The following is an 11,864-nucleotide window of genomic DNA, read 5'->3' as shown; positions in this document are numbered from 1 at the left end:
AGAAGAAATGTACGGATTGCAACGAGCAAACCATGACAACACTTCGAACGATTTATGCGGAAATTCGTTTTTTCGGCTGTTCTTCATCATCCTCTAGAATTCTATTATTGTCCAGAACTTATGCATCTGCTACACTAATAATAAAATAGTTTATTATGCATAAAGGGGTTCACAATGGAAAATTACGTTATCATTTTAGCAGCTTATTTGCTTGGCTCAATCCCTTCCGCTCTCTGGATCGGCAAGCTTTTTTACGGAACGGATGTCAGACAGCATGGCAGTGGAAACATGGGCGCGACGAATACATTTCGGGTACTCGGAAAAAAAGCTGGCATCGTCGTCACACTGCTAGACATTCTTAAAGGTACAGCAGCTGTCCTTTTACCGCTATTACCGTTCTTCCACGATACAGCGATTCATCCATTAATACTTGGAGTCGTCGCAGTACTTGGACACATCTTCCCTATTTTCGCAGGACTTAGGGGCGGAAAAGCCGTTGCGACTTCTGGCGGTGTATTACTTGGCTATAATTGGCCCATTTTTTTATTGGTTGTCATTACGTTTTTAATTGCGTTAAAACTAACGAAGATGGTATCGTTAACATCCATCATCGTGTCAGTCATGGGACCACTATACTGTCTCATTTATTACTTTATGGGTGGCGACCTGTATTTATTTTTAGTCGTCGCACTGATGGGCTTCTTCATTTTTTATCGCCATCGTGACAATATTAGCCGAATTAAGAATGGAACCGAACCGAAAGTGAAATGGCTATAGGTTTCTCTACTGGAAAGGATGTATACCGCATGAATATTCACCTATCCGAACAAGCAATTCAATGGTTTGAAGAAGAAATGGAGGTCGCTACAGGCGATTATGTAAAGTTTTTCGCGCGTTATGGTGGATCCAGTCCGCTGCATGAAGGCTTTTCCATAGGTATTACGAAAGAAGAACCAGACGAACTAGCAGTCGAAAACGTCGTCAACGGCGTGCATTATTACATAGAAGAACGAGATCTTTGGTTCTTCGATGGGCATGACCTGCATATTGATGCGGATTCGTCAACGGAAGAATTATCCTTTGACTATGAAGTAGCGTAAATCACAAATAAAATGGTAAGCACAACTCCTATAAAGAGTTATGCTTACCATTTTTTAATCGGGTTAATTGATGGATTTGCCCTTCTTTCGTCAAAATTTCTACTTGACGTTCTCCAAGCAAATCAAAATGTGGATATTCTTCGCGGGTGTGGATCCAGTCCGGTTGTAAACCGTACTGATTTCCCCACTTTATAAGCTTTTCTACGTCACTGCATCCCGCTTTTGTAACGGTATTTACTGTCGGAAACCGGTCATCTAGCCAATAATGTGTCAAAAACGCAATTTCCTCACGCTGCACCGCATTTTTCCACTCTTTTAATTGTTGTCGATTGATTCCGAATGCCATCAGCCTTCGCCTCGCTGAATTTCTGTGTATTTCGCGTCCCACTCTGGATGGATTTTACGCAATGATACAGGGCGGAAGTTCTCTTTTTTGACTACTACGTGTTCGGAAACAGCGGTTGCCGCAATCGATCCATCCGCATGCAGAATCTCGTAGCCATAGACCGTACGTAGCTTGCCGTGCGACTCCACCCATGTTTTGACTGTAATAGTCTCACCATATGTAATCGACGCCTTATACTTCACTGACAGCTCTGTTACAGGCGATAGGTAGCCATCACGCTCGAGCTGTGCATATTCGTATCCGAGGTCTTTGATCAGCGCAGTGCGGCCGATTTCCATCCAAACTAAGTAGTTGGCATGATAAACGACGCCCATCTGATCGGTTTCTGCGTATCGTACTTCGATTTCTTTTTCACTCGTAAACATGTCATCACCTCATGCTCTAGTATAGCGAATGGGAAAGTGGATTGCTTGTGATAGCCATTTGATGGAGTGAAAAATGTAGGTAGAGACACGCTTGGGATTTGCGCTTCGGAGGGGACGCTTTCCTAGAGGGCTTGCGGTGAGCCAACCAGTTCGCAAGCTCTCTTTGGTTGTCTCACCTGTCAAGCTGATCCTCTGGGAGTCGCCCCCTCCTACGCTTCAATCCTACCTATAGACTATTGGTACTTTTAGACTTCATTGTAGTTAGTGATTGACTTAGTTACACTTTCAGCTATGTGAATGCAAGTTCAAAACTAGACGCGTGATGTTGGGCTATGAGCGGTTGCGAGGTCTCTATGATCGCTTGTGCGGTGACTATGAGCTACTAGAGGTCTGGATAGAGCGGTTAACGGTCATCATAGAGCACTTAACACGATCCTATGAGCGCTTGACAAAATCAATGAGCGGCACCGCGATTGCTCTTACTAACTCCTCACGAATCTAGATTCAAAACACGACAAGAAGTTGATCGTAAGTGCAAGGCGGCGACTCCTAGTGGATCAGCGTGAGACTTGAGACCCCGCAGGAACGCAGTGACGAGGAGGCTCAAGCCACGCCCACAGGAAAGCGTCCGCCTGGAACGTCGATCAACGGTGCTCCCACGTCCCCCCTCACTCTGCCAGATAAACGCAAAAAAAGATGCCCGGCTAAGCCGGGCACCCTCATCTATTTCTTATTACTTTGCTGCTAATTTATTACGTAGAACCATTTGAAGGATTCCGCCGTGACGGTAGTAGTCCACTTCAACTTCAGAGTCGAAACGAGCTAGTACTTCAAATTCAGTTTCCTTGCCGTCTGGAGCTTTCGCTGTAACTTTAAGGATAGAACGTGGTTTTACGCCTTCAGCGATGTTCACACTGATTTCTTCTTCGCCAGTTAAGCCTAGAGACTCAACGTTTTCACCATTGATGAATTGAAGTGGAAGTACACCCATCATCACTAGGTTCGAACGGTGAATACGCTCAAAGCTTTCTACGATAACTGTTTTGATACCAAGCAAGTTAGTACCTTTTGCTGCCCAGTCACGTGAAGAACCCATTCCGTAGTCTTTACCACCAAGGATAGCTAGACCCGTACCGTCTTCTTGATACTTCATTGCTGCATCATAGATCGGCATAACTTCTTTGTTTGGCCAGTACGTAGTGAATCCACCTTCAGTGCCAGCTGCGATTTGGTTACGAATACGAATGTTCGCAAACGTTCCGCGCATCATGACTTCGTGGTTACCACGACGTGAACCGTAAGAGTTGAAGTTACGTGGCTCTACGCCATTTTCACGCAAGTAGATTCCAGCAGGTGTGTTCAAACCGATAGCTCCAGCAGGTGAAATGTGGTCAGTCGTGATAGAATCACCGAACTTACCGATTACACGCAAGCCTTTAAGCTGCTCGATGTCCGCAGGTTCTTTCGAAAGGTTTTCGAAGAACGGTGGGTTTTGGATATATGTTGATGATTCATCGAAATCGTATAGAGAATCGTCAGTCGTTTCAATTGCGTTCCATGCTTCGTTTTCAGTGAATACACGAGCATATTCTTTACGGAACAATTCAGGTGTAACTGTAGCGTTCAATACATCATTAACTTCTTGTGTAGAAGGCCAGATGTCTTTGAAGAATACGTCTTTACCGTCTTTGTCCGTTCCGATTGGATCTTTTGCGAAGTCAATGTTCACTGTTCCAGCTAGTGCGTATGCTACAACTAGTGGAGGTGAAGCCAAGTAGTTCGCTTTAACGAATGGGTGTACGCGGCCTTCAAAGTTACGGTTACCTGAAAGGACAGATGTAACTAGAAGATCTTCGTCACCGATTGTTTTTTCGATTTCCGGAAGCAATGGACCCGAGTTACCGATACATGTAGTACATCCGTAACCTACTGTGTTGAATCCAATTTGATCCAAATAATCAGATAGACCTGATTCGTTCAAGTAGCCAGTAACGACTTTTGAACCTGGTGCCAATGAAGTTTTAACGTATGCAGGAGGTGTAAGTCCTTTTTCAACAGCCTTCTTCGCAACCAATCCAGCCGCTAACATTACGTAAGGGTTAGATGTGTTTGTACAAGAAGTGATAGCTGCGATTGCAACGTCACCAGTTTTAAGCTCAACTTTACGTCCGTCCTCGAACTTAATTGTGCCTTTTTTCTCAAGCTCTTTTGGAGTTAATCCAAAGCCTTGTGTTCCTTCTGGAGCTACAACTGCGTCTTTGAACGACTGTTGCATTTCAGTCAATGGAATCAAGTCTTGTGGACGTTTTGGACCTGAAAGGTTTGCAGCGATATCGCTAAGGTTGATTTCTACAACTTTAGTGAATGTTGGCTCTTCCTTTTCAGGTGTGAAGAACATATCGTTTTCGATCAAGTATTGCTTCACTACTGCAATGTGTTCTTCGTCACGGCCTGTTAAGCGCATGTAGTTAAGTGACTCTTCGTCAACTGGGAAGAATCCACAAGTAGCACCATATTCAGGCGCCATGTTTGCGATTGTCGCACGGTCAGCAAGTGGCAATTTAGAAACGCCAGGGCCGAAGAACTCAACAAATTTACCTACAACACCTTGTGCACGAAGGATTTGAGTTACTTTAAGCGCTAAGTCAGTTGCAGTTGTTCCGTCTGGAAGATCTCCAACCAATTTCACACCGATAACTTCTGGAATTGGGAAGTATGAAGGTTGTCCAAGCATTCCTGCTTCAGCTTCGATACCACCAACACCCCATCCAAGTACGCCGATACCGTTGATCATAGTTGTATGGGAGTCCGTTCCAACTAATGTATCTGGATATGTTTCGAATGATCCATCTTCGTTTTCAACAGCGTGAACAACGTTAGCTAGATATTCAAGGTTTACTTGGTGAACGATACCCGTTGCAGGTGGTACTGCACGGTAGTTATCGTATGCTTTTTGTGCCCAGCTCAAGAACTGGTAACGCTCAGCATTACGTTCGAATTCAAGTTCCATGTTCATTTGTAGAGCTTGTGGCGTACCATAGCTATCTACTTGTACCGAGTGGTCAATTACTAGGTCCACTGGAATTTCAGGGTTGATCTCGTTTGGATCTCCACCTAGTTCATTCATTGCAGAACGCAATGAAGCCAAGTCCACTACAACAGGAACTCCTGTGAAGTCTTGTAGGATTACACGTGAAGGTTTGAATGGAACTTCAGCGTCTGCGTTTTGTACAGTGCCCCATTTAGCTAAATCTTCAACATGGTCGTCCTTGATTACGTATCCGTCGTGTTGACGAAGTACTGATTCTAGTAATACTCTTACGGAATAAGGAAGTTTCGATACTTTTGTTAGTCCTGCTTCTTCTAAAGCTTTCAAACGGTAGTAGTTATACGTCTTGTCGTTTACTGTAAAAGACTGACGGCTATTATGCAAGTTGCTTTTTGCCATTTTTTTGTTTCCTCCCTTTATGTACTGAAAGACGAAAAGTTTACATCTTTCCTCTACTCCATCTTAGTATACCAAAGAACAATAGTAAAATACATATACATTATAGGTATACATAAGAAAAGCTTATGACTAAACGAAATATCGTTAAGAATTCTCAATTAGTCATTGGCATTCTCAAATAGCATTGTTTTTACTAATAAAAATGCGTTTTATGTCATTTATTGTATATCCATTTTTGATAAACAATAAATAATTATTTATTGCTTTATTGTAAAATCACGTTTTTTTAACATGAAGATGTCTTTACATATGTTTAGACACCGAGCCGCCACTATGAGAAAATAAAGAAAAGGAGTTGTTCTATATGAAGAAAGCATTACTTGTTGTAGATTATACCGTAGATTTTGTAGCTAGGGACGGAGCATTGACTTGCGGCGAACCAGGTATCGCGCTAGAGGAGTATATCGTGGATCAAACGGCAGGTTATTTGAAACAACAACTGCCAGTATTCGTCATCAACGACCTGCATGAAAAAGAGGATCCATATCATCCTGAAAGCAAACTATTCCCTCCCCACAATATTCGGGGCACGAAAGGCAGAAATCTTTATGGGAAACTGCATGATCTCTATACCAAACATAACGAGGATATAATATGGATGGATAAAACACGCTATAGTGCATTCGCCGGAACAGATCTCGATATCCAATTGCGCGCACGCGGCATTACAGAAATCCATCTTATGGGTGTATGTACGGATATTTGCATTTTACATACTGCAGTCGACGCGTACAACCTTGGCTACACGATCGTCGTCCACGAAGGCGGCGTCGCAAGCTTTAACGCTGCAGGTCACGACTGGGCTCTCTCCCACTTCCAAAACACTTTGGGCGCAACCGTTATAGCCAAATAAAACGATACGAAAGTTCAGCAGGTATTTTCTCCTGTCTGAACTTTTTTATCGAAAAATGTTTGAGGTATTAAAAAGATGGTAATACCAATACTAAGCGAGAGCTACATAACAATTTGAAAAGGAGATGAGCTACATGAGCTTTTTATGGTTCTTAATTATCGGAGGTATCATTGGTTGGCTAGCTGGACTTATTTTAGGTAAAGATATTCCCGGCGGTATTATTGGTAACATCATTGCAGGTATTGTAGGTGCATGGATTGGTGGTGCACTATTAGGAGAATGGGGTCCACAGATCTCTAGTTTCTATTTCGTACCAGCGTTAATCGGTGCGATCGTACTTGTATTCATTGTGAGCTTGATTATGAAGAGTATGCGTAAAGCTTCATAAAATTAAACATCAAAACGTGAAGATGCCCATCCGAGGCGCTTCACGTTTTTTTATTTTGTAAATGAAGTGGGCCGGAAAGGAAAAGGCGGTGCGCGTCCGTTAATTCGCTCATTTATTTGTCTATGTGCTCATAGTTCATGGGTATCCGCTCTATAGTCGTTGCGAAGCGCTCTATGCTAGGTGGCAACCGCTCTATCATGATCCGTAACCGCTCATACTTTACGCCAAGCGCTCTATCCCGACCTGCAACCGCTCTATCCCCAGCTTTTTGAACTTCGCCTTCAAACGTATAGAAACTAAAAAAACGCAGAGCCACCAAATTCGGTGGACTCTACGTTTTATTTCTTCACTTGCTTCTCTGATGCGATGCGTTGCTCTTCGAATTCATTATAGTACCACAAAACATCCTCTACATACTGATCGCTGTGATTATAAGTGAAAACAGCCTTCTGTATATCTCCGTCCGCTGCACCACTATCCGATAGATAGTGCGCAGCGCTGAAGATGGCGTCTTCCATATCAAATGGATCCGCTATTCCGTCACCATTTGCATCGACACCGTAGCCGCCGTATTGCTCGATGACAGCAGGATCGATCTTGTCGCGTTCAGGAATTTCTCCCTTGCCTAACTCTTTACAACCAGGATAATCCCAGCCGACGAAGGTACATGGCATGAACTGCATCGGTCCTTCCGCTCCAACAGGCGAGACGTCGGTTTTCATTGTAGAGAACCTGGTCTCAATGCGGTGATGCGCTGCAAGCAATGTCCAAGGAATATTGTATTCTTTTGCTGCTTCGATATAGATTGGAATAAATTCCTGTGGGACGGCTTCTCCAGTTTTACGGTCTTGTATATGAAATAATGCCGTAGCAGTTTCTGTGATGGTGTCGTGTTTTCCGAAATTCACCCAAAGAATGGCGGAAATCGTAAAGAGTGTGACAGCAACAGGTACTAATAAAACCAAAAAAGCGACCATAACTCGTCCCGATCGACTCAGTCTCTTTTTCTTTAATTTCTTCATTGCCTCACCCCTTCTGTTGATTACTTACCTTCTTTGATGAGTGCTTTTATGTCTTTTACGATTGTATCATATTGCACGTCTTCATTCCCACCGTATAATTTTACCACTTCATTGTTCTGATTCACCAAGCCGAATGAAACGCCATGAAGGACTTGATCATCGTTAGGAATTTGCTTCACCAATTGTTTAAACGATGAAGCGGCTATTTTTTCAATCGTCTTCATATCGTATCCTGTCAGCATCTGCCATTTACTTTCATCCGGTGCGCTGAACAAGTCAAGATATTTCGCCAACTCTTCCGGTGTATCCACATCTGGGTCTACACTGAATGACACGATGTTATAATCCTCGATCTTATTGTCAATTAATTCTTCCTGCAACGTAACCATATTGCTCATCATCGGCGGACAAACTGTTGTGCATTTCGTGAATACGAACTGCGCCAGCCAGACAGAGCCTTTTAGATCTTCGTCGGTTACAGTTTCATTGTTTTGGTTGGTAAATTCAAATGAATCCACTTTATATTTATGGTCCGGTTTAAAACCGCCACCACACGCACTCAACATCAGCACAAATATAAGTGTCAACGGTACCAAAAGCTTTTTATACATTTTCGATTCCTCCACCTTTTAATAGTCACTTTATCATAACGAAAGTTCACAACGCATACAAGGTGAAGGCGTCCCGCATTTTGGCTAAATCTTGTCGGATTCATGAAGTTCCTATGAAGTCATCTGTTTTTGATATCCGAGAGAACGCCATGAATCGCTTCTAACTTCACTTCCAAACGATGTAGTAGATAAAACGATACGAAAATCGGGAATCCGACATCTTGTATAAGCTGTAGCCAGTCCTCCATTGTTCACTCCTCCTCTCTCGTTTTCATTGAATAAAAAAGCCGGCTTCCAGTACATGACTGAAAACCGGCCGCAACTTATCGACTGACGATGTTTTGTGTATCACGTGCAACGATTCGTGCGCTTTTGATCGTAGCGAGTGGAGATTCTTCGATGAGGAAGATATTGCTTGCGATCACTTGCTGCATCACGGTTTCGACTTGCCCTTCCGTTAGGTCTTCGTGCGGCTCATCTACCGTTAATTTCACCGGCTTATTCGCTGCGGTTAAAAATGTTAGTTCCAATACTTTTGCCATATGCGCTCTCCTCCTGTACGGTTTTAGTTATGAAGATCTTCTGTTACGACTTTCTCGAGCTGAATTAATGGGTAGCTTGATAATGAAGCGAGTTGTGTCAAAGCAGTGTACATATTTGCCGGTGTTGCGTCATCATTGATGAATTTGTACGTTTTAATCTTACGAATGAAGTGACCTTTTTCGTTTACGCCTGCATTAAAGTGGATCTTCGCCGTAGCCTGACTGAATTCTAGTGCTGCTGCCATGTGTATCACCTCCTTTCATCCGCTATATAGACAGAAATCTCGAAAAGGATACTTTGTTAGTGAAATATTTCTCAATTGCTTTTATAATGAAGGATAGAATGGAAGAGGTGAAAAAACCGTGCCAGACCTATTTATGTGGTTTATTATATTTTGGGGTATTGTGATGATCGGCTTATTCGCTATCGGTGGATTCTTTATGTTCCGGAAGTTCCTGAAGGTATTGCCGAAAGAAGACGGAAAATCGACGCTGGATTGGGAAGAGCATTACGTCAATGAGTCATTGCATTTATGGAATGATGAGGCGAAGAGTATGCTCAACGAACTCGTTACGCCTGTGCCGGAGTTGTTCCGCGATGTGGCAAAGCAGAAGATCGGTGCCAAGATCGGTGAGATTGCGTTAGAAGACCGTGCCAAAACTATTGAATTTGATCATATTATCAAGGGCTATATTCTTGCTACACCGAAGCGCGACCATAACTTCTTGCGCAAGAAGCTCAAGCAGATGGAAATTGATATTCAGCCGTATGAGCATTTATTTACGTGAATACGAAAAATAACAGGATGTCCCTATTGATGGGACGTCCTGTTTTTGTGTGATTTTGAGTATTTAGTTCAAGTTCATAAGTTCAGTGAGTTAGGGGGATACGTCATGGGATGGAAGCTCCAGCTGGCGGACGCTTTCCCGAGGGCGTGGCTTGAGCCGCTTCGCTACGTGCAGGGTCTCAAGGCGCACGCTGATCCTCCGGGAGTCGCCACCAGCTTCCGCTTCCATCCTACGTTAATAGTGTTAGCACTTAGATCGCTAACTGAAGTCAGTGTGTAAATTATTGTTGTGTCTAAACTTATTTAAATTCAAGTACTGAAGTTCAAAATGGATTTCAACACTTACTTTAATGCGCAATAAAAAGTATCTTCCACTTACATTGCAGGGATTGGAGCGAGAGCCGTCACGAAGAACGGCTTTTGCGAGTAAAAGTGGGGGGTTAGGAGCATATCTTTGCACTTGAAGGCGGCCCCTCCAGAACGCGTCCGCCTAGAGCGCAAATCCCTACCCCTAGCCCCTGCCTTCCCCCTTCATTCCATGCATAAAAAAGAAGCCGTCACAAGGACGACTTCTTTCCTACATACTCTTCTCAAGCTTCTTATACTTCATCAACATACCGATTCGCCACGGCAAGATCATCGAGAACGCGAGGATGAAGAACATGCCGCCGAGCTCGCCGATGTCGATGGTGTTACTGAGGACGATTTTGCCGACCATGCGAATTATTAGCAAGCCGAGCAAGATGACCAGAAACGCCTTCGTCTTCTTCATATAAATCCTGTCGTTCTTAATCTCGAACGTTGTCGTATAAATTAAAAACGCAGAAAATATGATCCCCACAAGACTCGCCTCGAGTACTTGCGTCCATGGTACACGGAACTCGTCGAATAAGAACATCAACATCCCCGTCGACATGAACAATGGCGGTAAGATGATCTTTTTCGCCAGAATTGGCTTATTCGACGCCTTCGCTCGCATCGTGTAGACGATTGTCGTCATCACGACGAAAATTACCGTCGAACCGATGATTAAGTAAATGGAAGGAATACTTGTGAAGACATAATCTATCAGTTCTTGTATCTTATGCATCTGCGTTCCCCCACTGCACCAACTCATCTAGGCGTTTCTTCAGATCATTCATTGGAACAATCCGTGCGAAACGCGTCAACTCTTTCTGTTCGTTAAATAATAAGACAACCGGTGCTGTAAAGAGAGACAATTGTCCAGCCATTTCCGGAACTTCCGCTGCGTTCACGCGGTAGAAATCAAACGGATAATCGCCTTCGAGTGCCGCCACCTGCGGATAAAGTCCTTCGCAAACGGAGCAGTTATTCGTCTTCACGAACAACAGAAACTGCGGCGTCTCATTCAATACATGCTGCCACTCGTCAAAAGAAGTAATTTCTTTCATCATACACCTCTTTTCTGCTTACCAGCTTACATTAAAAGCCTTGGAAGTCGCCAAAAATCGGGCTAAGCCAACTTGTGAAATAGACCATTCCGTTAAAGAACAGTATAATACCAAACACGATCATCAAGTAGCCGCCTACTTTCGTAATCTTCATACTGTGTTTGCGGATCCAGCCAATTCTTGTAATGAAGAATGACAAGAAGAAGAATGGAATCGCGAAACCTAGTACATAGAGCATCATATACAACATACTAGATGCCGGGTTCGTCGCAGCGAGATAAATGATGGCACCGATGATCGGTCCCATACATGGCTGCCATCCAGCGGAAAACGCTAGACCAATCAGCGCCGTACCAAAGTAACCCGCGGGACGATTTTTAAATTGCAGCTTTTTCTCTTGCATTAGAAATTCTGGTTTAAATAATCCAATCGTCATCAGTCCGAAGATGATGATGAAAATGGCACCTAGCTGACGAATCAAATCTTGATATTGCAAGAAGATGGACCCGATAAAGGACGTACTGAATCCTAAAATAATGAATACAATCGAGAATCCAAGTAAGAAGAACAGTGTGTGCAACATACCTGCACGGTTCATTCCTTTTTTCTTATCTCCGAGTTCATCCAGTGACATGCCGGTGATATACGATATAAAGGCCGGGTATAGTGGCAGTACGCATGGAGAAATAAAACTCAGGAAACCTGCTCCAAACGCAAAGAAAATATTAACATCCGTCCCCAACAAAATTCCTCCTTTAACAGTAGGACAAGTAGAATGCCGGCAAGCGCCAACATTCCCACTCTATCGTACCAAACAAGAGGCTAGATTACGCTTCATTTGATTGTGAAATCTTTTTGACAATCACATA

Annotated in this window: 17 protein-coding genes; 5 read left to right on the top strand and 12 right to left on the bottom strand. The window is 43.4% G+C overall.

The window, feature by feature from the left end; all coding sequences use genetic code 11:
• Positions 1-174 precede the first annotated feature (174 nt).
• The gene (plsY, locus tag CSV72_RS03080; RefSeq protein WP_099677043.1) at positions 175-777 is read left to right on the top strand and encodes a glycerol-3-phosphate 1-O-acyltransferase PlsY; all 603 of its coding nucleotides are present in this window, start codon (positions 175-177) and stop codon (positions 775-777) included.
• 29 nt (positions 778-806) lie between these two features.
• On the top strand, positions 807-1,100 hold the full coding sequence (locus tag CSV72_RS03075) for a HesB/YadR/YfhF family protein (RefSeq protein ID WP_099677042.1): 294 nt from the start codon (positions 807-809) through the stop codon (positions 1,098-1,100).
• Positions 1,101-1,128: 28 nt separating this feature from the next.
• Here CSV72_RS03075 and CSV72_RS03070 read toward each other — a convergent pair whose 3' ends face one another.
• The 3 genes from CSV72_RS03070 to acnA form a co-directional block, all read right to left on the bottom strand.
• Positions 1,129-1,446, bottom strand: a complete 318-nt coding sequence (locus tag CSV72_RS03070; RefSeq protein ID WP_099677041.1) for a hypothetical protein — start codon at positions 1,444-1,446, stop codon at positions 1,129-1,131.
• Positions 1,446-1,871: an acyl-CoA thioesterase gene (locus tag CSV72_RS03065; protein ID WP_099677040.1), complete on the bottom strand. Its 426-nt coding sequence runs from the start codon at positions 1,869-1,871 to the stop codon at positions 1,446-1,448. Before CSV72_RS03065 ends, CSV72_RS03070 begins: the two co-directional genes overlap by 1 nt.
• Before the next feature lie 733 nt (positions 1,872-2,604).
• Positions 2,605-5,319: an aconitate hydratase AcnA gene (gene acnA, locus CSV72_RS03060; protein ID WP_099677039.1), complete on the bottom strand. Its 2,715-nt coding sequence runs from the start codon at positions 5,317-5,319 to the stop codon at positions 2,605-2,607.
• A gap of 364 nt (positions 5,320-5,683) precedes the next feature.
• Between acnA and CSV72_RS03055 the strand changes: the two genes are divergently transcribed.
• Complete coding sequence (locus CSV72_RS03055) at positions 5,684-6,232, top strand: cysteine hydrolase family protein (protein ID WP_099677038.1); 549 nt, start codon at positions 5,684-5,686, stop codon at positions 6,230-6,232.
• 133 nt (positions 6,233-6,365) lie between these two features.
• Complete coding sequence (locus CSV72_RS03050) at positions 6,366-6,620, top strand: GlsB/YeaQ/YmgE family stress response membrane protein (protein ID WP_029053795.1); 255 nt, start codon at positions 6,366-6,368, stop codon at positions 6,618-6,620.
• A 112-nt stretch (positions 6,621-6,732) separates the two neighbouring features.
• On the opposite strand, the gene CSV72_RS16655 is transcribed toward CSV72_RS03050, so the two are convergent.
• The 6 genes from CSV72_RS16655 to CSV72_RS03020 form a co-directional block, all read right to left on the bottom strand.
• Positions 6,733-6,936, bottom strand: a complete 204-nt coding sequence (locus CSV72_RS16655) for a hypothetical protein (protein ID WP_158232134.1) — start codon at positions 6,934-6,936, stop codon at positions 6,733-6,735.
• Positions 6,937-6,958: 22 nt separating this feature from the next.
• The gene (locus tag CSV72_RS03040; protein ID WP_099677036.1) at positions 6,959-7,642 is read right to left on the bottom strand and encodes a lytic transglycosylase domain-containing protein; all 684 of its coding nucleotides are present in this window, start codon (positions 7,640-7,642) and stop codon (positions 6,959-6,961) included.
• Between the two features lie 20 nt (positions 7,643-7,662).
• Entirely contained in the window at positions 7,663-8,253 is a 591-nt protein-coding gene (locus tag CSV72_RS03035; protein ID WP_099677035.1) for an SCO family protein, read from the bottom strand.
• Between the two features lie 119 nt (positions 8,254-8,372).
• The gene (locus CSV72_RS03030; protein ID WP_081657891.1) at positions 8,373-8,501 is read right to left on the bottom strand and encodes a YvrJ family protein; all 129 of its coding nucleotides are present in this window, start codon (positions 8,499-8,501) and stop codon (positions 8,373-8,375) included.
• Between the two features lie 75 nt (positions 8,502-8,576).
• Positions 8,577-8,795, bottom strand: a complete 219-nt coding sequence (locus tag CSV72_RS03025; protein WP_099661757.1) for a DUF2922 domain-containing protein — start codon at positions 8,793-8,795, stop codon at positions 8,577-8,579.
• A gap of 23 nt (positions 8,796-8,818) precedes the next feature.
• On the bottom strand, positions 8,819-9,040 hold the full coding sequence (locus tag CSV72_RS03020) for a DUF1659 domain-containing protein (RefSeq protein ID WP_099633467.1): 222 nt from the start codon (positions 9,038-9,040) through the stop codon (positions 8,819-8,821).
• Positions 9,041-9,173: 133 nt separating this feature from the next.
• On the opposite strand from CSV72_RS03020, the gene CSV72_RS03015 reads away from it, so the two are divergent.
• Positions 9,174-9,584 carry a DUF2621 domain-containing protein gene (locus CSV72_RS03015; RefSeq protein ID WP_085133516.1) on the top strand — a complete coding sequence of 137 codons (411 nt, stop codon included), beginning with the start codon at positions 9,174-9,176 and terminating at the stop codon, positions 9,582-9,584.
• Positions 9,585-10,160: 576 nt separating this feature from the next.
• Here CSV72_RS03015 and CSV72_RS03010 read toward each other — a convergent pair.
• Genes CSV72_RS03010 through CSV72_RS03000 form a run of 3 tightly spaced genes read right to left on the bottom strand, consistent with a single transcriptional unit; the run spans position 10,161 to position 11,737 of the window.
• Positions 10,161-10,673 (bottom strand): CcdC family protein, encoded by a 513-nt coding sequence (locus tag CSV72_RS03010; protein ID WP_099677034.1) that lies wholly within the window; start codon positions 10,671-10,673, stop codon positions 10,161-10,163.
• A complete protein-coding gene (locus CSV72_RS03005; RefSeq protein WP_099633469.1) occupies positions 10,666-10,995 on the bottom strand; it encodes a thioredoxin family protein in 330 nt (109 codons plus the stop codon). Before CSV72_RS03005 ends, CSV72_RS03010 begins: the two co-directional genes overlap by 8 nt.
• Before the next feature lie 31 nt (positions 10,996-11,026).
• Positions 11,027-11,737 carry a cytochrome c biogenesis CcdA family protein gene (locus CSV72_RS03000; RefSeq protein ID WP_099633470.1) on the bottom strand — a complete coding sequence of 237 codons (711 nt, stop codon included), beginning with the start codon at positions 11,735-11,737 and terminating at the stop codon, positions 11,027-11,029.
• Between the last annotated feature and the right edge of the window lie 127 nt (positions 11,738-11,864).

Source organism: Sporosarcina sp. P20a (assembly GCF_002743175.1).
Taxonomy (GTDB): domain Bacteria; phylum Bacillota; class Bacilli; order Bacillales_A; family Planococcaceae; genus Sporosarcina.
This window is presented reverse-complemented; position numbering and strand designations above follow the sequence as displayed.